The organism is Streptomyces sp. NPDC046379, assembly GCF_055587785.1.
Window position 1 is genome coordinate 141,337 of the sequence record NZ_JBVJFP010000015.1, and the last position, 19,615, is coordinate 160,951.

The following is a 19,615-nucleotide window of genomic DNA, read 5'->3' on the forward strand; positions in this document are numbered from 1 at the left end:
CGGCGCATCACCCGCCGCGCGGGTCACTGCTGTCTCGGGAAAGGTCCCCGCATGCTCTCCGGGAACGGTCGTCACCGTCGCCCCCGCCAGGCCCCGGCACTCGTCGTCGCGGCCGGCGTGACCGGCTCCGCCATCGCCATCCCCCTGCTCGGCGCGACCGGCGCCAGTGCGGCGAGCGGTGCGACGTGGGACAAGGTCGCGGAGTGCGAGAGCGGCGGTTCCTGGAGCGCCGACACCGGCAACGGGTACTACGGCGGCCTGAACCTGTCGCAGGAGGACTGGGAGGCGTACGGCGGTCTCACCTACGCGTCGCGACCGGATCAGGCCAGCCGTTCCCAGCAGATAGCCGTCGCCGAACGGCTGCTCGCGGACCGGGGCGCCGAGGCGTGGGCCAGTTGCGGCATCCTCGTCGGTCTCAACCAGGACGACAGTGAGGCGGGCGTCGACACGGGGGTGGCCGGCGACGCGGCGTCGAGCACGCCGGACGGCGTCCTCAACCCGCCCGGATTGTCCAACTCCTCCGGTTCTTCCGCCTCAGTGGGCGGGAAGTCGGGTGCGAAGTCGAGCACGAGCCCGACCGAATCGGCGGGCGCGGGGAAGTCGGCCGAATCCGACCGATCCGGCGAATCCGATGAATCCCCTGGAACTGAATCGACGGATTCGGGTCGGGCGACGGCGTCCGAGACCGGAACCGGAGCCGGGGCCGGCCGGGAGACGGGCGCACCCTCCGCCTCCGTCTCCACTTCCCCCTCTGCACCCGAATCACCCGACAGGGGCACGGATGTGTCGGAATCTGCAGACTCCGACACTCTTGCCAAAACCCCCGAAAGTGTCGGCTCTTCCAGTCTCATCGACACCGGCATCGCCGACGCGGGCTCGGGAACCGGCCGTCATCGCGGCTCCAGCGCGCAGGAGGACGTCCTCGACGACCGCGAGGCCGGGGCCTCCGGCTCCACGGGGCGGCACGCCTCGCGGGGCGGGTCGGCGGAGCGGGCGGCCGCCGGCGGGTCGTACACGGTGCGCGAGGGCGACAGCCTCTGGGGCATCGCCGACTCTCTTGAGGTCGACGGCGGATGGTCCGCGCTCTACTCGGAGAACAAGGACGCCGTCGGCGCCGACCCGGACCTCATCCTTCCCGGTCAGACCCTGGATGTCGGGGTCGAAACGGTCGAAAAGTAGCGGGAGTTCACGTCACGGTTCGGGCTGATTGTCCGTTTTGGAATCAGTGTGGGATGAGTCTCAGAAGCCCTGATCGTCTTTGAAATTCCGCCGATCGCGTGTCTACGGTCGTGACCGCTCGCCAATGCGGGCCCCGGTAGCCGCAACGCCGAATCCTGCCAGCGGCCGTCCGGGAACAGTCGTCGCGTCAAGCGCCGTAGGCAGGAGCGGGGGACCCAAGGTAGGCGCCGTTCCGGGCAGTTGAGCCCGGGGCGGCTAGGGGTGAAGCCGCGTCCCGTGAGGGACGCGGCCGGGCAACTCAACCGGCCCGAACCCGACAGCTCACCTCGCAGGCGTCGGTGAGGGGATCAACCATGCTGTTTTCCGGCAAGGGCAAGCACCGTCGTCCGACCGCCCTCCAGCGCTCCACTCGCGCCATCGCCATCGCCGGCGTGACCGGCGCCGCCGTCGCCGCTCCGCTGATGGCGTCCGGCACCGCCTCCGCCGCCACCGCCTCCGAGTGGGACGCCGTCGCCCAGTGCGAGTCCGGCGGCAACTGGTCCATCAACACCGGCAACGGCTACTACGGCGGCCTGCAGTTCTCGGCCTCCACCTGGGCCGCCTTCGGTGGCACGCAGTACGCCGCCACCGCCGACCAGGCCACCAAGGAGCAGCAGATCGCCATCGCCGAGAAGGTGCTGGCCGGCCAGGGCAAGGGCGCCTGGCCGCACTGCGGCACCGGCCTGTCGAACTCCGCCTACAACGGCGGCTCGGCCGGCACCTCCGGCGACGCCGGCAGCTCCACCGGTTCGAACGCGACGGGCTCGGCCGACACCGGCTCCTCCGAGGCCACCGCCCCGGCCCGCGAGACGGAGCAGCAGCCGGCCTCCCGTTCCGCCGACCGCCCGGCCGCCAAGAAGACCGTCACCACCCCGACCGGCAAGAAGGTCAAGAAGGGCGACGGCGAGTACAAGGTCGTCGAGGGCGACACCCTCAGCGAGATCGCCGCGGAGCACGACGTCAAGGGCGGCTGGGCGAAGCTGTTCAAGCTGAACAAGGACATCGTCGAGGACGCGGACGTCATCTACCCGGGCCAGCAGCTGCACCTCAAGTGACGGCCGGCGGCGAGGGTCGCGAAGTGACGGCGGGCGCCGAAGGGCTGAAGTGACAGGCGGCGCGGAGCGCACTCACAGCACGCGCCGACCGACGCCGTCATCCTGAAAGCCCCCGGGCCCCCGGGCTGACGGCCACAGGCCCCAGCACCCCGGTCCCCCAGGACCCCCGCCCCCAGACCCCCGTGAGGGTTCCCCCCGTCCCCGCGGGCTCCCCGCCCCGGCGCGTTCTCCCCCGTACGCGCCGGGGCGGGGCTTTTTTCGGCCAGGCGTGCACGCAACCGTGCGCGGGACTTTTTGTTCCGTTCGGAAACAATTTACTCTCGGTTCCGTCCACGGGGTGGTCGACCGGCTGGCCGATCGCCCGGAGCCGGTTAGGCTCGTCTCGCAGAGCCACCGCGGCCCTGCGAAGCCGCGTCACATTGAAGAAGGAGATGCTCGTGCCGTCCATCGACGTCGTCGTAGCCCGGGAAATCCTGGACTCCCGAGGCAACCCCACGGTCGAGGTCGAGGTCGGCCTCGACGACGGCAGCACGGGTCGTGCCGCCGTTCCGTCCGGCGCCTCCACCGGCGCCTTCGAGGCCATCGAGCTCCGCGACGGCGACCCGAACCGCTACCAGGGCAAGGGCGTCGAGAAGGCCGTGCTGGCCGTCATCGAGCAGATCGGCCCCGAGCTGGTCGGCTACGACGCCACCGAGCAGCGCCTGATCGACCAGGCGATGTTCGACCTGGACGCCACCGACAACAAGGGCTCCCTCGGCGCCAACGCCATCCTCGGCGTCTCGCTCGCCGTCGCGCACGCCGCCTCCGAGGCCAGCGACCTGCCGCTGTTCCGCTACCTGGGCGGCCCGAACGCGCACCTGCTGCCCGTTCCGATGATGAACATCCTGAACGGCGGCTCGCACGCCGACTCCAACGTGGACATCCAGGAGTTCATGATCGCCCCGATCGGCGCGGAGTCCTTCTCCGAGGCGCTGCGCTGGGGCACCGAGGTCTACCACACCCTCAAGAAGGTGCTGAAGGGCAAGGGCCTGGCCACCGGCCTCGGCGACGAGGGCGGCTTCGCCCCGAACCTCGGCTCCAACCGCGAGGCCCTCGACCTCATCCTCGAGGCCATCAAGGAAGCCGGCTACACCCCCGGCGAGCAGATCGCCCTGGCGCTCGACGTCGCCGCGTCCGAGTTCTACAAGGACGGCACGTACACCTTCGAGGGCAAGGCGCGCTCCGCCGCCGAGATGACCGAGTACTACGCCGAGCTGGTCGAGGCGTACCCGCTGGTCTCCATCGAGGACCCGCTGTTCGAGGACGACTGGGAGGGCTGGAAGACCATCACCGAGAAGCTCGGTGACAAGGTCCAGCTCGTCGGCGACGACCTGTTCGTCACCAACCCGGAGCGTCTGGCCCGCGGCATCGAGGAGGGCGCCGCCAACGCCCTGCTGGTGAAGGTCAACCAGATCGGCTCGCTGACCGAGACCCTGGACGCCGTCGAGCTGGCCCAGCGCAACGGCTTCAAGTGCATGATGTCCCACCGCTCCGGCGAGACCGAGGACGTCACCATCGCCGACCTCGCCGTGGCCACCAACTGCGGCCAGATCAAGACCGGCGCCCCGGCCCGCTCCGAGCGCGTCGCCAAGTACAACCAGCTGCTGCGCATCGAGGAGATCCTCGACGACGCCGCGGTGTACGCCGGCCGCAGCGCGTTCCCGCGCTTCAAGGGCTGACCCGGCCGACCCGGCTGATCCGGCCGTAGAGGCAGCGTCGTCCGTACGTCCCCGTACTCGGTCCCGTACCGTGTGCGGGGACGTACGCGCGTGTGTGAAGGTGAGGCGGGGACATGGCCGTGAAGGACCGGGACCGGTTCTCCACCACGACCAGGCTCAAGCTGCTCGGCGAACAGACCGCGGCCCGGGTCTACCGCTCCCAGACCCGCCGCCAGGCCCGCCGCTCCCGGCTCACCGGCCGGGCCGCCCTGCTCGCCCTCGTCGTCTGCTCCCTGGTCGTGGCCCTCGCCTACCCGATAAGGCAGTACGTCGCCCAGCGCGCCGAGATCGCCGATCTGGAGCGCGAGCAGCGCCAGGCCCGCGAGCGCGTCGAACAGTTGCGCGACCTGAAGGCGCGCTGGCAGGACGACGCGTACGCGGAGCAGCGGATCCGGGAGCGGCTGCACCATGTGATGCCGGGGGAGACCGGGTACGTCGTGATCGACCCGGGCGCCGCCCGCCAGTCGCGCACCGACCAGGGGGCGGCCGACCGCCCCTGGCACACGAACCTCTGGGAAGCGGTCGACAAGTCCGACGCCGCCCAGTGAACGCATAGAGGAAGACAGTCTCAGACGCATGGAAACGCCCCCGCCGTCCACCCCGCGCACCGAGCCCACCGACGCGGACGTGGAGGCCTTCAATCAGCAGCTCGGCCGGCCCCCGCGCGGCCTGCGCGCCATCGCGCACCGCTGCCCCTGCGGTCAGCCGGACGTCGTGGAGACGGCCCCGCGGCTGCCCGACGGCACGCCCTTCCCGACGCTGTACTACCTGACGTGTCCGAAGGCCAACTCGGCCATCGGCACGCTGGAGGCCAACGGCGTGATGAAGGAGATGACGGAGCGGCTGGCCGCCGACCCGGAGCTGGCCGCCGCGTACCGGGCCGCCCACGAGGACTACGTCCGGCGGCGGGACGCGATCGAGGAGCTGAAGAACTTCCCCAGCGCCGGTGGCATGCCGGACCGGGTGAAGTGCCTGCACGTCCTGGTCGCCCACTCGCTGGCCGCGGGCCCCGGCGTCAACCCGCTGGGCGACGAGGCGCTGGCGATGCTGCCGCAGTGGTGGCGCAAGGGCGCCTGCGTGACGCTCCCCGGCACGGCGGCCGGCCGGACCGGGGAAGAGCCCGGACAGCCCACGGACGCGAGCGAGGAGACCGGCCGATGACCCGAGTGGCCGCCATCGACTGCGGTACGAACTCCATCCGTCTCCTCGTCGCCGACGCGGACCCGGCGACGGGCGAACTGGTCGACCTGGACCGACGGATGACGATCGTGCGGCTCGGCCAGGGCGTCGACCGCACCGGCCGGCTGGCGCCCGAGGCGCTGGAGCGGACCTTCGCGGCCTGCCGCGAGTACGCCGGGATCGTCAAGGCCCACGGGGCGGAGCGGCTGCGCTTCGTGGCGACCTCCGCCTCCCGCGACGCGGAGAACCGCGAGGACTTCGTGCGCGGCGTGCTGGACATCCTGGGCGTGGAGCCGGAGGTCATCACCGGGGACCAGGAGGCGGAGTTCTCCTTCACCGGCGCGACCAAGGAGCTGACGGGGCGTACGGATCTGGCGCTGCCGTTCCTGGTGGTGGACATCGGGGGCGGTTCCACCGAGTTCGTGGTGGGCGAGGAGCGGGTGCGCGCGGCGCGCTCCGTGGACGTCGGGTGCGTGCGGATGACGGAACGGCATCTGGTGCGGGACGGCGTGGTGAGCGACCCGCCGGCCGAGGAGCAGATCGCGGCGATGCGGGCGGACATCGAGGCCGCCCTCGACCTCGCGGAGGAGCGGGTTCCGCTGCGGGAGGCGCGCACCCTGGTCGGGCTGGCCGGCTCGGTCACGACGGTGTCGGCCATCGCGCAGAACCTGCCCGCGTACGACTCGGCGGCCATCCACCACTCCCGCGTCTCCCACGACACCGTCCGGGAGATCACCGACCGGCTGCTGCGCTCCACGCACGCCGAGCGCGCCGCCATCCCCTCCATGCACCCGGGGCGGGTGGACGTGATCGGCGCGGGGGCCCTCGTCCTGCTGTCGATCATGGAATGGATCGGCGCGGAGGAGGTCGTCGTCAGCGAGCACGACATCCTCGACGGGATCGGCTGGTCGTTGGCCTGACCGCCTGCGGGGTGCGGTACGCGTCCCGGCGGTCGCCGGCCTCGACGACGAGGAGGACGTCCTCCTCGTCGTCAGCCGGCGCCGCCCCTCTAATTACTTGCGGGTATCTTCAAACTGAGCAGGCCGGACACCGTTTGAGCGCGCCCGGCGGGTGCTTCCTCACCTCCCGTTGACGCCCGTCGGGAAAAGTTCGTGAAGTTCTTCACAAGGAATTCGGTCCCCGAGGGGGATCATCGGCGGTCGTTGCGCCATTACGGGGCCCCACCAGGGCCGTAGAGGCTCTGGAGCGGGGATGGGGGAGGGGTCGCGCGGGGTCTGCGCGGGGCGCCGGCCCGAGGCGTGAGACAGGCCAGAGGGGCAGCTCACGCGGCCTTGACAGGGGTCCGTGCTGCACGGTGGCCCGCATCCGTCACCATGGTCCGTGTCATGCGGGCCGCGAAGGATAGCACAAGCCTGGAGGAAGCTTGTGAAGGGGCGCACGAGCCACCCCCCTGGGGCGGGTGGATACTCGATGGCATGAGCACCACGGAGCGTCCCAGGATCCTCGTAGTAGGCGGTGGGTACGTAGGCCTGTACGCAGCTCGGCGCATTCTCAAGAAGATGCGCTTCGGCGAGGCGACCGTCACGGTCGTCGACCCCCGGTCGTACATGACCTACCAGCCCTTCCTCCCCGAAACCGCCGCCGGCAACATCTCCCCGCGTCACGTCGTCGTCCCGCTGCGACGCGTGCTGCCCAAGGCGGAGGTCCTCACCGGCCGGGTCACCACCATCGACCAGGACCGCAAGGTCGCCACGATCGCCCCGCTGGTCGGCGAGGCGTACGAGCTGCCCTTCGACTACCTGGTGATCGCGCTCGGCGCGGTCTCCCGCACCTTCCCGATCCCCGGCCTCGCCGAGCAGGGCATCGGCATGAAGGGCATCGAGGAGGCCATCGGCCTGCGCAACCACGTCCTGGAGCAGCTGGACAAGGCCGACTCCACGACCGACGAGGAGATCCGCCGCAAGGCGCTCACCTTCGTCTTCATCGGCGGCGGCTTCGCGGGCGCGGAGACCATCGGCGAGGTCGAGGACATGGCCCGGGACGCGGCCAAGTACTACCGCAACGTGTCCCGCGAGGACATGCGCTTCATCCTGGTCGACGCGGCGGACAAGATCCTGCCGGAGGTCGGCCCCAAGCTCGGCCAGTACGGCAAGGAGCACCTGGAGAGCCGCGGCGTCGAGATCTACCTCTCGACCTCCATGGACTCCTGCGTCGACGGCCACGTGGTGCTCAAGAACGGCCTCGAGGTCGACTCCAACACGATCGTCTGGACGGCCGGCGTCAAGCCGAACCCGGCGCTGACCCGCTTCGGCCTCCCGCTGGGCCCGCGCGGCCACGTCGACACCGAGGCCACGCTCCAGGTCAAGGGCACGGACTACATCTGGGCCGCGGGCGACAACGCCCAGGTGCCCGACCTCGTCGGCCGCAAGGCGGGCAACGAGAACGCCTGGTGCCCGCCGAACGCCCAGCACGCGCTGCGCCAGGCCAAGCTGCTCGGCGACAACGTGGTCTCCGGCATGCGGGGCTTCCCGCAGAAGGAGTACAGCCACGCCAACAAGGGCGCGGTGGCGGGCCTCGGCCTGCACAAGGGCGTCGCGATGATCGTCATGGGCAAGATGAAGATCAAGCTGCGCGGCCGTCTGGCGTGGTACATGCACCGCGGCTACCACGGCATGGCCATGCCGACCTGGAACCGCAAGATCCGCGTCTTCGCGGACTGGACCCTCGGCATGTTCCTCAAGCGCGAGGTCGTCTCCCTCGGCGCCCTGGAAACCCCGCGCGAGGAGTTCTACGAGGCCGCCAAGCCGGCCCCGGTCGCCGCCGCGAAGACCGAGGAACGCGCCAAGGCGTCGTAACACCCCTGCGCCGCCCCGAAGGGCCTCCCGCCATCCGTGGTGCGGGGGGCCCTTCGGCGTTCCGGCGAGCCGGGCAGGCGCCGGGGCGGACGAGCGGGGCGGGCAAGCGGATCGGGCGGGTTTTGCACAGCCGTAACGCATTCGAGGGACTGCGCCGGGGCGCCGTGGGTGTTTACGTGGTGTCGGACATCCAGGGGTCACCGTCACGGAGGTGTGCACCATGGCGGACGCCGCGTCGCGGCTGAGAGAGCTGGTCGAGCAGGTGCTGGGGACGCCGCTCCCGTTGGGCATTCGTTCCTGGGACGGTTCGCGGGCGGGTCCGCCGGACGCGCCGGTGCTGGTGGTGCGCAACCGGCGGGCGCTGCGCAGGCTGTTGTGGAAGCCGGGGGAACTGGGGCTGGCGCGGGCCTGGGTCGCGGGGGACCTGGACGTGGAGGGGGATCTGTACACCGCCCTCGGTGCCGTCTCCGGCCTCGTCTGGGAGCGTCCCGACGACGCCCGGACGCTCACCGAGATCCTGCGCGATCCGCGCTCCCGCGCCGCCGTCCGCGGCCTGGTCGCGCTCGCCGGGGCGCCGTTGCCGCCCGCACCGCCGCCCGAGGAGGTCCGCCGACGGCGGGCGCGTCTGCACACCCGGCACACCGACCGCCGTGCCGTCAGCCACCACTACGACGTCGGCAACGACTTCTACGAGCTGGTCCTCGGCCCCTCCATGGTCTATTCCTGCGCCTACTGGCCCGCCCCCGAGTCCGCGGGCGGCGCCCTGGAGACCGCCCAGCGCGACAAGCTCGAACTCGTCGCCCGCAAGCTCGCCCTGAAGCCCGGTCACCGTCTGCTCGACGTCGGCTGCGGCTGGGGCTCCATGGCCGTGCACGCCGCCCGCGAGCACGGCGCGCACGTCGTCGGCATCACGCTGTCGCAGGAACAGGCGGCGTACGCCCGCAAGCGCGTCGCCGAGGAAGGACTGACGGACCGGGTGGAGATCCGGGTGCAGGACTACCGGGACGTCACCGACGGGCCCTACGACGCGATCTCCTCCATCGGCATGGCCGAACACGTCGGCGCCGAGCGCTACCTCGCCTACGCCGAGAGCCTGCACCGCCTGCTCCGGCCCGGCGGCCGGCTGCTCAACCACCAGATCGCCCGCCGCCCCGAGCGCGACGAATCCGCCTACCACGTCGACGCGTTCATCGACGCCTACGTCTTCCCCGACGGGGAGCTGGCGCCGCTCGGCACCACCGTCACCCAGCTCGAACGGGCCGGTTTCGAGGTGCGGGACGTGGAGTCCATCCGCGAGCACTACGCCCTCACCCTGCGCCGCTGGGTCGCCAACCTGGAGGGCGAGTGGGCCCGCGCGGTCCGGCTCGCCGGCCCCGGCCGGGCCCGCGTCTGGCGGCTGTACATGGCGGCCTCCGCCCTCGCCTTCGAGCGCAACCGCATCGGCGTCAACCAGGTCCTCGCCGTCCGGACCCCCGACTCCGGCGCCTCGGGGCTCCCCCTGCGCACCCGCACCTGGAACGCGGACGCCTGACGGGACGGGAAAGGGGCCCGATCCCCCGGATCGGGCCCCTCGGCTGTGGCTTCGGCTGCTGCGGCCTCGGCCTCCGCCTCGGACGCGCAGCCGTACTGCCGCGCCGCTACTCCGACTTGATCGCCGTCAGCATGTTCAACCGGGCCGCCCGCCGCGCCGGCCACAGCGCGGCCAACACGCCCACCGTCGCCGCCAGCAGCAGGAACACGCCCATCCGGGCCCACGGCAGCACCAGTTCGTACGTCGCCATCCTCGTCCCCAGCAGCTCACCGGCCGCCCAGCCGAAGAACACGCCGAGCCCGATGCCGAGCACGCCGCCGAACACGGAGATCACCAGCGACTCCAGCCGCACCATCCGCTTGACGCCCTTGCGGTTCAGGCCGATCGCGCGGAGCATGCCGATCTCCTGCGAGCGCTCGAACACCGACATCGCCAGCGTGTTGATGACGCCGAGCACCGCGACGATCACCGCCATGGCCAGCAGGCCGTACAGCATGTTCAGCATCAGCGTGAACATCCGGGCGATCTCGTCGGAGATGTCCTTCTTGTCCTGGACGCGGATGGCCGGGTTGGAGCCGAGGGCCTTCTCCAGCCGGTCCTTGGCCGCCGCGGATGCGCCGTCGGACGTCTTCAGCAGGACCCGCATGTCGGCCGGGTCCGTCTGGTGCGGGGCGAGCGCGGCGGTGTCCAGCAGGATGCCCTGGAACATGTCGTTGGCCTCGTAGACCCCGGCGACCGTCATCCGCTGCCTCGCGCCGTCCTCGTACGACACCGTGAACGCCGAACCGGCGCGCCAGCCGTGCGACTCGGCGGTCAGGTCGTCGACGACCACCTCGGCGCCGCCGATCCCGAAACGGCCGTCCTCCACCGTGAGGTCGGTCAGTTCGCCGAACGCGCGGCCGGCGACGCCGGTGAGGTACTCCGTCTCGCCCTCGACGCGCGCCGGCGCGCCCCGCATCGGGCTGGTGACGGTGACGCCTTCCGTGGCGCGCAGCGTCTTCTCCACGTCCGGGGAGAGCGGGTTGCCGTTCGCCATGGAGACGACGTAGTCGGCCTGGATCGCGGCGCTCGCCATCTTGTCGATCGACTTCTGCAGGCTGCCCGCCATCACCGTCATGCCGGTGATCAGGGTCAGGCCGATCATCAGCGCGGAGGCCGTCGCGGCCGTACGGCGGGGATTGCGCAGGGAGTTCTGGCGGGCGAGCCGGCCCGCGACGCCGAAGACGCGCAGCACCGGCGCCGACGCCGCGATCAGCGGGCGGGACAGCAGCGGGGTCAGCACGAAGACGCCGATGATCAGCAGCACCGCGCCGAGGCCCATCGGGGCCTGGCCGTCCGAGCCGTCCATCGTCGTCGCCGCGAGGACCACCGCCACCCCGGCGGCGGAGAACACCGCGCCGACCGTGTTGCGCAGCACCAGCGACTTCACCGTCGCCTGCGCGTGCACGCTGCTCATCGCCGCGACCGGCGGTATCTTCGCCGCCCGTCGGCCCGGCAGCCACGCCGCCAGCATCGTGACGACGACGCCGACCGCCAGGGCGGTGCCGACCGTGCCGGGGGAGACCACCAGCGGGCCGGCCGGGACGGTCTCGCCCAGGGTGTCCAGCAGCGAGCGCAGCCCGGCGCCGATGCCGACGCCCGCGATCAGGCCGGTCACCGCGGCGACGGCGCCCACCACGAACGCCTCGACCAGCACCGCCCTGGTCACCTGCCGGCGGGACGCCCCGACCGCGCGCAGCAGCGCCAGCTCCTTGGTGCGCTGGGCGACCAGCATGGTGAAGGTGTTGGCGATGATGAACGTGCCGACGAACAACGCGATGCCCGCGAAGACCAGCAGCCCCTGCTTCATCCCGCCCATCTGGGCCGCGATCCTCTCCGCCTGCTCGTCGGCGAGCCGCTCCCCGGTGGTGGTCTCCACGACGCCGCGCGGCAGCGCCCGGTCCAGTTCGGCCTTGAGCGCGGCCTGCGTGACGCCCGCCTTCGCGGTCACGGCGATCTCGTCGTACGTGCCCGGCGTGCCGAACAGCCGCTGTGCGGTGGCCGTGTCGAACAGGGCGAGGCTGCCGCCCGCGGCGACGTTGCCGTCGTCGGTGGTGAACACGCCGGTGATCTCCGGCTCCAGGACCGGGCCGTCCACCGACAGCCGTACCGTGTCGCCGACTTCGTACCCGGTGCGCTCGGCCGTCTGAGCGTCGATGAGCATCTCGCCCTCGCCGCGCGGCGCGCGCCCGCTCACCAGCGGATAGCGGGGATCCTCGGCGCCCCAGTAGTTGCCGCCCTGCGACTGGAAACCGCCGCCGACCAGCTTGCCGTCCTTGTCGGCGATGGCGGCGAAGCCGGTGACGACGCCGGTCGCGGAGGCGGCCGACGGCACGCGGCCCGCGTCCTCCACCAGCGCCTGCGTCAGCTCGGGGGTTTCGCCGAGGGTGTCGCCGGTGTCCTTGCGGCTCTCGGCGCGCACGGCGACGTCGACGTGGTCGAAGCCCTTGGCGGAACTCTTCCGCAGGGCCTCGGAGATGGTGTTGGTGAAGACCAGCGTCCCCGACACGAACGCGACGCCGAGCATCACGGCGAGCACGGTCATCAGGAGCCGGGCCTTGTGCGCGAGTACGTTGCGCAGGGCGGTTCGGAGCATGGGTTTTCTCAGTCCAGAGGGGGTGGTGGGGCGCGGACGTCGGTCGTCGGGTCAGCTGGTGCGGCCCTTGGCGTCGAAACGCTTCATGCGGTCGAGCACCGCCTCGGCGGTCGGCCCGTGCACCTCGTCCACGATCCGCCCGTCCGCCAGGAAGACCACCCGGTCCGCGTAGGCGGCGGCCACCGGGTCGTGGGTCACCATCACCACCGTCTGCCCCAGCTCCCGGACGGAGTTGCGCAGGAAGCCCAGCACCTCGGCGCCGGAACGGGAGTCGAGGTTCCCGGTCGGTTCGTCGCCGAAGACGATGTCGGGCCGGGAGGCGAGCGCGCGGGCGACGGCTACGCGCTGCTGCTGGCCGCCGGAAAGCTGCGAGGGACGGTGACCGAGCCGGTCGGCGAGGCCCACCATGCGGATGACGGTGTCCAGCCACTCCTTGTCCGGCTTCCGGCCCGCGATGTCCATCGGAAGGGTGATGTTCTCCCGCGCGGTGAGCGTCGGCAGCAGGTTGTAGGCCTGGAAGATGAACCCGATCTTGTCCCGGCGCAACTTGGTGAGCTGCTTGTCCTTGAGCGCGCCCAGCTCGGTGTCGCCGACGCGCACCGAGCCGGAGGAGAAGGTGTCGAGCCCGGCCACGCAGTGCATCAGCGTGGACTTGCCGGACCCGGAAGGGCCCATGATCGCGGTGAACTCGGCCTGCCGGAAGTCGACCGAGACGCGGTCCAGGGCGACCACCCGGGTCTCGCCCTGGCCGTAGATCTTCGACAGCTCCGAGGCGCGCGCGGCCACCTCGGTGGTGCGGCGGGCGACGGGTGTGGTGGTCACGGAAAGCGCTCCTGTCGGACGACGGCTGTGTTCTGGAACGCGATCCATCGTCTCGGCCGGATACCACCCTGTAGTCAGCCGCAGTTCCGGTTCCGGAGCCAGACTGCGGTCGCACGCACGTCCCCGGTGTCATACCTGGGGATGACGGACGCCCCTCGGCGCCGACCCGGAACGGCGATCCTCCCGAGAACAGGTGGTGTGCCCTTGTTCGGGCGGTGAAATTCCGTCATTCGCCCCGCGTGGCCGACCGCCGCGGACAGGGCTTCTTGGCAGGTGCGGACGGCTGGAACCGAGTGCTGATGCACCCTCAGACATCAATAAAATAAGACAACATCGGTCCGCCCGCCCGCTGTTCGGGCCCCGGGTCCCGATAGGCTCGACCCTCGTTGCGGAGCCCATGGCCTGCCCGGATGGTGGAATGCAGACACGGCGAGCTTAAACCTCGCTGCCCCTCGCGGGCGTACCGGTTCAAGTCCGGTTCCGGGCACTACCGTCGTCACTCTCGGTGACCTGCTGGAACGGCTGGGTTCCCGCCCGCGGCCGTACGTCCCCGCACCCCGCGTCTTCGAGCGGACGTACCCCTTCGGGTGGCTCGGCATCCTCGCCGACGTCCCGCCCTCCCACGACGAACTGGTGTACGCCCGCCACGCCCGCGGCTTCGCCCTGCTGTCCATGCGCTCCCCCTCCGTCTCCCGCCTCTATCTCCAGGTGCCCGACGGCACGGACGCCGGGGCCTGGGACGACGAGGCGATCTGGGACGAGCTGGAGCGGCGCTTCGAGACCGACGACGACTGGCGGCTGGAGCGCGGGCCCATCACGCAGAGGTCGGTCACGCCGATGCGGTCCTTCGTCCACGAGCCCATGCGCCACGGCCGTCTCTTCCTCGCCGGCGACGCCGCCCACATTGTGCCCCCGACCGGCGCCAAGGGCCTCAACCTCGCCGTCGGCGACGTCGTCGCCTTCGCCCGCGCGCTCACCCACCGCATGCGCACCGGGTCCACCGCGCTCCTGGACGCCTACTCGGAGAAGTGCCTGCGCCGCGTCTGGCAGGCCGAGCGGTTCTCCTACGACATGACCACCCTGCTCCACCGCGCTCCCGGCGCGGACCCCTTCGAGGACCGCCTCCAGGCCGCCCGCCTGGAACGGCTCGTCTCCTCCCGCGCCGCCGAGACCGACCTCGCCGAGGCGTACACCGGCTTCCCGCTCGACTGAGAACCGGGAATCATGGAACCCGGTGGCGTGTTGCCCAGCACAGGGAGGGAAAGATCCTCCCCAAGCAGTAGCGTCATTCTTTTGCCTGTCTATTACTCTTGAGCCAAGGCTACGCAGGGTGGCCATGGAGGAGTGAAATGAGGAGCAGCAACCCGGTCTTCTCGCGACGGGGGTTCAGCCGCGACAACGGCTACGCGGGCTTCAACACCGCGCCGCAGGCCGGGGGCGCAGCTGTGGGCACCCAGGGCAACCCGTACGCCCAGCCCGGCGCCGGCAACCCCTACGCGCAGAACCCGTACGCCCAGAACCCTTACGCCCCGCAGGACCTGACCTACGGCGCCCCGCCGCAGGCCCCGGTCACCGCCGGCCGGATGACGATGGACGACGTCGTCATGCGCTCGGCCATGACGCTCGGCACCGTCGTCGTCGGCGCCGTCCTCGCCTGGGCCCTGCTGCCGGTGTCGTCCAGCAGCTACGGCCTGGCCATCGGGGCCGCGCTCATCGCCTTCGTCCTGGCGATGGTCCAGTCCTTCAAGCGCAAGGCCTCGCCCGCGCTGATCCTGTCGTACGCCGCCTTCGAGGGCGTCTTCCTCGGCGTGATCAGCGAGATGTTCAACACCCGCTGGTCCGGCGCGCCCTTCCAGGCGGTGGTCGGCACCATGGCGGTCGCCGCCGCCACGCTGCTGATCTACAAGGCAGGCTGGATCCGCGTCACCGCGCGCTACGCCCGTATCGGCATGGCGATCGCGATCGCGTTCATCCTGGTCATGGCGGTCAACCTGCTGCTCGTCGCCTTCGGCGTCGCCGAGGACGGCGGTCTGCGCAGCATGGGCCCGCTCGGTGCGATCGTCGGCATCATCGCGATCGTGCTCGGCGCGTTCTTCCTGACGCTCGACTTCAAGCAGATCGAGGACGGCGTCGCCTACGGCGCCCCCCGCGAGGAGTCCTGGCTGGCCGCGTTCGGCCTGACCATGACCCTGGTGTGGATCTACGTCGAGATGCTGCGCCTGGTCGCCATCTTCAGCGGCGACGACTGACCGGCAGCGGCGGCAGCCGCACGGACACGAGATGAGCGAGGGCCCCGGGTCGACGACCCGGGGCCCTCCGCCGTGTCCGGGGTCGGGACGACAGGGCTACAGCAGCTTGCGCGCGGCCCGCCTCAAGTCGTACTCGTGGATGATCGCCTTCGCGTGGCCGTACGCCAGGTCGTACTCGTGGCGCAGCCAGCTGACCTTCTCCTCGAAGCGGAGAGCGGGGCCTTCCTCGACGGTGCGCAGCCAGTCGGACACTTCACGACCGGTGCAGTGGGGGATGCGGGCGAGCAGATTGCGATGGGTCTCCTGGGAGAACACTTGGGACATCGGCGCCTCCGGACGCAATGGGATGTAAGCCGGTCCTTCAGGTCACCGTGCCTGAGCGTTCGCCCGTTGGCAACAGTGCGTCCCGGGCGCGTAATCTCGCGCCCGTGGTGGAAACGACGCGACTGACCCGTGCGGTGGACCACTTCGCCGACCGGCTGCGGGCCGCGCCCCAGAGCCGGCTCCAGCGGGGCGGCGCCGCGGAGGCCCTGGCGCTGGCCCGTGAGCTGGCCCGGCGGGCGCAGATCCTGGAGGACCCGGACCGCGAGCCCCGTGAGATGCCGGACGCCGGCATGTTCGCCGCCGCCGACCAGATCACCGTCGCCGCCCACGACCTGGCCCTGGTCCTGCGCGACGAGGCCGGGCTGGCGGAGGCGGTGGCGCTGGTGGAGGAGGCGCAGCGGCGGGCGGGGGTCTGAGCGGCGGCGTTCAGGAGGCGGTGGGGACTGGGCCGGGCCCGCGAGGTCGGGCTCAGGGGAAGCGGGTGGCAGCGCCGGGTCCGTAGGGCTCAGGGGGAGCGGGTGGCCGCACGGGTCCGCGGGTCACAGGGACGCGATGACCCGGTCCGCCAGGATGTAGACCGTCTCGTCACCGCAGGTGAAGGTGAGGGCGTACGCGCCCGAGACGCCCGAGCCGCCCAGCAGGACCGGGGTCTCGCCGGCGGCGAGAGCGGCGGCGAGGCGCTCGGCGGTCTCACGGTGGCCCGGGGTCATGCAGAGGGTCGTACCGTCGGCGAACACGTACACGTCGAGGGTGCCCAGTGGGCCGGGGCGGACGTCCGTCAGCTCCACGGCGGAGGCGGCGAGTTGCTCAAGGGTGGCCACCGTGCGCTCGTGGTCGTTCACCACGGGTGAGGAATGCGGGGTGAAGTCCGGGTGCGAGGGGTGCCGGCGGCGGGCGGCGGCCAGTTCCGGGGAGTCCCCGGCGTACTCCTCGGCCTCGGCGCCCGGCTCGGTCACCGGCTCCAGGTGCTCCACACCGGCGAAATCGGCCTGCCTGGGCATGAACAGCTCGCTGTCGGCCAGACCCAGCAGGGTGGGCGCGTCGGCCACGTCACGGGCCTCCTGAGCCGCCCAGAAGGCGCGCGCCTCGGCGAGTTCGCGTTCGCGCTCCTCGGCGAGGGCCTCGGCGACGGCCGCGCGTATCTCGTCGGTGTCCGCCGCGGCGCGGGCGGCGGGCACCAGCCCGTGTGCGGCACGGCCCTCGGCCAGCTCGGCGTGCAGGGCGGTGACCTGCCGGCGGAGCTGCACAAGGGTGCGCAGGACGGCGACGCCCACGGCGCCCGTGGCGGCCGTGGTGACCAGCAAGGCGATCGGCATGGCGCTCACTGACGTACTCCCGGTTCAAAGTCGACCCCCCGACTTCCTACATCAGCTTGATGGGTGAACTAACCAGCTGTCAGTGCGTAACGTCACGAAACGGACAGGTTCCTGGGTCTTGCGTTTTCGCTTCACCCGCTCTGACCTGCGGTGACACCCGTGCTGGGAGGAGAAGGTCACATCCTGGGTCTGATTGGATCACAAAACGGCCCGGAGTCCCGGTGGTTACGGGATTCCGGGCCGTTCAATGACCCATTGCGTCCGGATCGCTACGGAGGGGCGGGACGCTGTGGCGCGTCTGCTGAGGGGCGGTCAGCTCAGGCGCTCGATGACCATCGCCATGCCCTGGCCACCGCCGACGCACATGGTCTCCAGACCGAACTGCTTGTCGTGCCACTGGAGCGAGTTGATCAGCGTGCCGGTGATCCGCGCGCCGGTCATGCCGAAGGGGTGGCCGACGGCGATGGCGCCGCCGTTGACGTTCAGCTTCTCCAGCGGGATGCCCAGCTCCTGGTAGGAGGGGATCACCTGGGCGGCGAACGCCTCGTTGATCTCGACCAGGTCGATGTCGTCGATGGTCAGACCGGCGCGGCGCAGCGCCTGCCGGGACGCCTCGACCGGGCCGAGGCCCATGATCTCGGGCGAGAGGCCGGAGACGCCGGTGGAGACGATCCGGGCGAGCGGGGTCAGGCCCAGCTCGCGCGCCTTGGTGTCGGACATGATGACCAGCGCGGCGGCGCCGTCGTTCAGCGGGCAGCAGTTGCCGGCGGTGACCAGGCCGTCGGGACGGAAGACGGGCTTGAGGCCCTGGACGCCCTCCAGGGTGACGCCGGGGCGCGGGCCGTCGTCCTTGGCGACGACGGCGCCGTCGGGGAGCGTCACGGGGGTGATCTCGCGCTCCCAGAAGCCGTTCTTGATGGCTTCCTCGGCGAGGTTCTGCGAGCGGACGCCGAACTCGTCCATCTCCTGTCGGGTCACGCCCTTCCAGCGGGCGAGGTTCTCGGCGGTCTGGCCCATCGCGATGTACGGGTCGGGCAGCAGGCCGTCCTCGCGCGGGTCGTGCCAGGCGGTGCCCTCCTGCTCGGCGACCGCGGCGGTGCGTGCCTCGGCCTCGGCGAACAGCGGGTTGTGCGTGTCCGGCAGGCTGTCCGAGTTGCCCTTGGTGAACCGGGAGACCATCTCGACGCCGGCCGAGACGAAGACGTCGCCCTCGCCCGCCTTGATGGCGTGCAGGGCCATCCGGGAAGTCTGCAGGGACGAGGAGCAGTACCGGGTGATCGTGCAGCCCGGCAGGTGGTCCATGCCCATCTGCACGGCCACGATCCGGCCCAGGTTGTTGCCCTGCTCGCCGCCGGGCAGGCCGCAGCCCAGCATCAGGTCGTCGATGTCCTTCGGGTCCAGCTCCGGGACCTTGGCCAGCGCGGCCTGGATGATCGTGGCGGCGAGGTCGTCGGGGCGCAGATCCTTCAGGGAACCCTTGAAGGCGCGGCCGATGGGGGAGCGGGCGGCAGAGACGATCACGGCTTCGGGCATCACGGCTCCAAGCGACGGCGGTAGGGGCGTACGGCCGAAGTTACCGGTATGTAAGCGCTTGGTCACGGTCGCCGCGGTGTGATGCGGGCCTCTTTTCCAAGCGCTTGCTTAGTCCGTTCGGGTGGTCGTTCCGGACGCTCCGCCGGGCGTTTTGCCGACCGGCTCGTCGACCGGTTCCGCCGCGAGGGGCCTGCGGCGGCGGCGCTTGAGCAGCGCCCAGGGGCCGCGGGGGCCGGCCGGCATCGCCGCCGCGACCTCCGTGCCGCCCTCCGCCGCCGCCTCGGCGGCGGCCCGGGCCACCGGCAGGAAACCCTCGTGACGGGAGGCGTCGGGGCGCTCCTCCTCGGCCGGCCACAGGCCGAGCGCCGCGCAGACCGTCGGCAGGACGGCCATCGCGGCGGTCGCGTAGCCCTCCGCCGAGGGGTGGTAGTGGTCGGGCCCGAACAGCTCGCGCGGGTTCGCCGCGAACTCCGGGCCGAGCAGGTCGCCCAGCGACACCGTGCGCCCGCCCTGCTCCACGACCCCGATCGTCTGCGCCGCCGCCAGCTGGCGGGACGCCCGGCGGGCCAGCCAGCGCAGCGGCTGCTGCACCGGTTCGATCGTGCCGAGGTCGGGACAGGTGCCGACCACCACCTCAGCGCCGGCCGTGCGCAGTCGCCGTACCGCCGCCGACAGATGGCGCACCGAGCGGGTCGGGGGCATGCGGTGGGTGACGTCGTTGGCGCCGATCATGATCACGCACACGTCGGGCACCCGGTCCGGGTCGGCCAGGACGAGCGCCACCTGGCGGTCCAGGTCGTCGGACTGGGCGCCGGGCTGGGCGACGTTGCGCAGCTCCACGGGGCGCTCGGCCACCGCCGCGAGGCCCGAGGCGAGCAGCGCGCCCGGCGTCTGGCCCGCCCGGTGCACGCCCTGTCCCGCCGCCGTGGAGTCACCGAGGAGGGTGAAGCGCAGCGGCGGCACGCCCGGGGTGAGAAAGGCCCTGCCGTACGTCCCCTCCGCGTGCGGAACGCGCGGTGAGGAGCCGTTGCCCACCTGCCGCCGGGCCAGCCGGACCTCGGCCAGCACCAGACCGGCGACCGCCGCTCCGGCCAGCCCGATGCCGCCCCCGCCGTACGCCGCCCCGGCCGCGATCCGCCGGGCCACCCGCGCCCTCGACATGCTGGTCATGCGTCGCCGC

At 71.6% G+C, this 19,615-nt stretch carries 16 protein-coding genes, 1 tRNA gene, 1 pseudogene and 1 riboswitch; of the genes and pseudogenes, 12 read left to right on the forward strand and 6 right to left on the reverse strand.

What is annotated here, in order from left to right; all coding sequences use genetic code 11:
- Positions 1 to 51 precede the first annotated feature (51 nt).
- The 8 genes from ACZ6KF_RS25340 (at position 52) to ACZ6KF_RS25375 (ending at position 9,556) form a co-directional block, all read left to right on the forward strand.
- Positions 52 to 1,179 (forward strand): transglycosylase family protein, encoded by a 1,128-nt coding sequence (locus tag ACZ6KF_RS25340; RefSeq protein WP_469240481.1) that lies wholly within the window; start codon positions 52 to 54, stop codon positions 1,177 to 1,179.
- Between the two features lie 182 nt (positions 1,180 to 1,361).
- Positions 1,362 to 1,529, forward strand: a riboswitch (cyclic di-AMP (ydaO/yuaA leader).
- A gap of 3 nt (positions 1,530 to 1,532) precedes the next feature.
- Positions 1,533 to 2,273 (forward strand): transglycosylase family protein, encoded by a 741-nt coding sequence (locus ACZ6KF_RS25345; RefSeq protein WP_356628367.1) that lies wholly within the window; start codon positions 1,533 to 1,535, stop codon positions 2,271 to 2,273.
- 437 nt (positions 2,274 to 2,710) lie between these two features.
- Positions 2,711 to 3,991, forward strand: a complete 1,281-nt coding sequence (gene eno / locus ACZ6KF_RS25350; RefSeq protein WP_356628369.1) for a phosphopyruvate hydratase — start codon at positions 2,711 to 2,713, stop codon at positions 3,989 to 3,991.
- A gap of 113 nt (positions 3,992 to 4,104) precedes the next feature.
- Positions 4,105 to 4,578, forward strand: a complete 474-nt coding sequence (locus ACZ6KF_RS25355; protein ID WP_469240482.1) for an FtsB family cell division protein — start codon at positions 4,105 to 4,107, stop codon at positions 4,576 to 4,578.
- A 28-nt stretch (positions 4,579 to 4,606) separates the two neighbouring features.
- Positions 4,607 to 5,191 carry a DUF501 domain-containing protein gene (locus ACZ6KF_RS25360; RefSeq protein ID WP_356628373.1) on the forward strand — a complete coding sequence of 195 codons (585 nt, stop codon included), beginning with the start codon at positions 4,607 to 4,609 and terminating at the stop codon, positions 5,189 to 5,191.
- Positions 5,188 to 6,129 (forward strand): Ppx/GppA phosphatase family protein, encoded by a 942-nt coding sequence (locus ACZ6KF_RS25365; RefSeq protein WP_469240484.1) that lies wholly within the window; start codon positions 5,188 to 5,190, stop codon positions 6,127 to 6,129. The genes ACZ6KF_RS25360 and ACZ6KF_RS25365 overlap by 4 nt, the downstream gene beginning before the upstream one ends.
- A 516-nt stretch (positions 6,130 to 6,645) precedes the next feature.
- Positions 6,646 to 8,025: an NAD(P)/FAD-dependent oxidoreductase gene (locus ACZ6KF_RS25370; RefSeq protein WP_356628377.1), complete on the forward strand. Its 1,380-nt coding sequence runs from the start codon at positions 6,646 to 6,648 to the stop codon at positions 8,023 to 8,025.
- A gap of 220 nt (positions 8,026 to 8,245) precedes the next feature.
- Complete coding sequence (locus tag ACZ6KF_RS25375; RefSeq protein WP_469240486.1) at positions 8,246 to 9,556, forward strand: class I SAM-dependent methyltransferase; 1,311 nt, start codon at positions 8,246 to 8,248, stop codon at positions 9,554 to 9,556.
- A 106-nt stretch (positions 9,557 to 9,662) separates the two neighbouring features.
- On the opposite strand, the gene ACZ6KF_RS25380 is transcribed toward ACZ6KF_RS25375, so the two are convergent.
- Together ACZ6KF_RS25380 and ACZ6KF_RS25385 are read right to left on the reverse strand one after the other, a co-directional pair.
- On the reverse strand, positions 9,663 to 12,191 hold the full coding sequence (locus tag ACZ6KF_RS25380; RefSeq protein ID WP_469240488.1) for an ABC transporter permease: 2,529 nt from the start codon (positions 12,189 to 12,191) through the stop codon (positions 9,663 to 9,665).
- A 51-nt stretch (positions 12,192 to 12,242) separates the two neighbouring features.
- Positions 12,243 to 13,013, reverse strand: coding sequence for an ABC transporter ATP-binding protein (locus ACZ6KF_RS25385; RefSeq protein WP_469240490.1), 771 nt, complete (start codon positions 13,011 to 13,013; stop codon positions 12,243 to 12,245).
- 404 nt (positions 13,014 to 13,417) lie between these two features.
- Here ACZ6KF_RS25385 and ACZ6KF_RS25390 point away from each other — a divergent pair.
- The 3 genes and pseudogenes from ACZ6KF_RS25390 to ACZ6KF_RS25400 all read left to right on the forward strand — a co-directional run bounded on the left by ACZ6KF_RS25390 (position 13,418) and on the right by ACZ6KF_RS25400 (position 15,262).
- A tRNA-Leu gene (locus tag ACZ6KF_RS25390) sits at positions 13,418 to 13,500 on the forward strand.
- A gap of 68 nt (positions 13,501 to 13,568) precedes the next feature.
- Positions 13,569 to 14,225: pseudogene (locus ACZ6KF_RS25395) on the forward strand (4-hydroxybenzoate 3-monooxygenase); the annotation flags it as partial.
- Between the two features lie 137 nt (positions 14,226 to 14,362).
- Positions 14,363 to 15,262: a Bax inhibitor-1/YccA family protein gene (locus tag ACZ6KF_RS25400; protein WP_469240492.1), complete on the forward strand. Its 900-nt coding sequence runs from the start codon at positions 14,363 to 14,365 to the stop codon at positions 15,260 to 15,262.
- Positions 15,263 to 15,358: 96 nt separating this feature from the next.
- Here ACZ6KF_RS25400 and ACZ6KF_RS25405 read toward each other — a convergent pair whose 3' ends face one another.
- Positions 15,359 to 15,586: a DUF4287 domain-containing protein gene (locus ACZ6KF_RS25405; protein ID WP_356628389.1), complete on the reverse strand. Its 228-nt coding sequence runs from the start codon at positions 15,584 to 15,586 to the stop codon at positions 15,359 to 15,361.
- A gap of 104 nt (positions 15,587 to 15,690) precedes the next feature.
- Here ACZ6KF_RS25405 and ACZ6KF_RS25410 point away from each other — a divergent pair, with 104 nt between their 5' ends.
- Positions 15,691 to 16,002: a hypothetical protein gene (locus ACZ6KF_RS25410; RefSeq protein WP_469158745.1), complete on the forward strand. Its 312-nt coding sequence runs from the start codon at positions 15,691 to 15,693 to the stop codon at positions 16,000 to 16,002.
- Between the two features lie 123 nt (positions 16,003 to 16,125).
- On the opposite strand, the gene ACZ6KF_RS25415 is transcribed toward ACZ6KF_RS25410, so the two are convergent.
- From ACZ6KF_RS25415 to ACZ6KF_RS25425, 3 genes are all read right to left on the reverse strand, one after another.
- The gene (locus tag ACZ6KF_RS25415; protein WP_356628393.1) at positions 16,126 to 16,911 is read right to left on the reverse strand and encodes a hypothetical protein; all 786 of its coding nucleotides are present in this window, start codon (positions 16,909 to 16,911) and stop codon (positions 16,126 to 16,128) included.
- 303 nt (positions 16,912 to 17,214) lie between these two features.
- A complete protein-coding gene (locus ACZ6KF_RS25420) occupies positions 17,215 to 18,435 on the reverse strand; it encodes an acetyl-CoA C-acetyltransferase (protein ID WP_469158746.1) in 1,221 nt (406 codons plus the stop codon).
- A 108-nt stretch (positions 18,436 to 18,543) separates the two neighbouring features.
- Positions 18,544 to 19,605, reverse strand: a complete 1,062-nt coding sequence (locus tag ACZ6KF_RS25425; RefSeq protein WP_469158747.1) for an SGNH/GDSL hydrolase family protein — start codon at positions 19,603 to 19,605, stop codon at positions 18,544 to 18,546.
- Positions 19,606 to 19,615 lie beyond the last annotated feature (10 nt).

Excerpts from the sequence above, each read along its gene's own strand:
- ACZ6KF_RS25360 (WP_356628373.1), top strand. The coding sequence starts at position 4,607 with ATGGAAACGCCCCCGCCGTCCACCCCGCGCACCGAGCCCACCGACGCG.
- ACZ6KF_RS25355 (WP_469240482.1), top strand. The coding sequence starts at position 4,105 with ATGGCCGTGAAGGACCGGGACCGGTTCTCCACCACGACCAGGCTCAAG.
- ACZ6KF_RS25425 (WP_469158747.1), bottom strand. The coding sequence starts at position 19,605 with ATGACCAGCATGTCGAGGGCGCGGGTGGCCCGGCGGATCGCGGCCGGG.
- ACZ6KF_RS25365 (WP_469240484.1), top strand. The coding sequence starts at position 5,188 with ATGACCCGAGTGGCCGCCATCGACTGCGGTACGAACTCCATCCGTCTC.
- ACZ6KF_RS25370 (WP_356628377.1), top strand. The coding sequence starts at position 6,646 with ATGAGCACCACGGAGCGTCCCAGGATCCTCGTAGTAGGCGGTGGGTAC.
- ACZ6KF_RS25380 (WP_469240488.1), bottom strand. The coding sequence starts at position 12,191 with ATGCTCCGAACCGCCCTGCGCAACGTACTCGCGCACAAGGCCCGGCTC.
- ACZ6KF_RS25400 (WP_469240492.1), top strand. The coding sequence starts at position 14,363 with ATGAGGAGCAGCAACCCGGTCTTCTCGCGACGGGGGTTCAGCCGCGAC.
- ACZ6KF_RS25420 (WP_469158746.1), bottom strand. The coding sequence starts at position 18,435 with ATGCCCGAAGCCGTGATCGTCTCTGCCGCCCGCTCCCCCATCGGCCGC.
- ACZ6KF_RS25405 (WP_356628389.1), bottom strand. The coding sequence starts at position 15,586 with ATGTCCCAAGTGTTCTCCCAGGAGACCCATCGCAATCTGCTCGCCCGC.
- ACZ6KF_RS25345 (WP_356628367.1), top strand. The coding sequence starts at position 1,533 with ATGCTGTTTTCCGGCAAGGGCAAGCACCGTCGTCCGACCGCCCTCCAG.
- ACZ6KF_RS25340 (WP_469240481.1), top strand. The coding sequence starts at position 52 with ATGCTCTCCGGGAACGGTCGTCACCGTCGCCCCCGCCAGGCCCCGGCA.
- ACZ6KF_RS25375 (WP_469240486.1), top strand. The coding sequence starts at position 8,246 with ATGGCGGACGCCGCGTCGCGGCTGAGAGAGCTGGTCGAGCAGGTGCTG.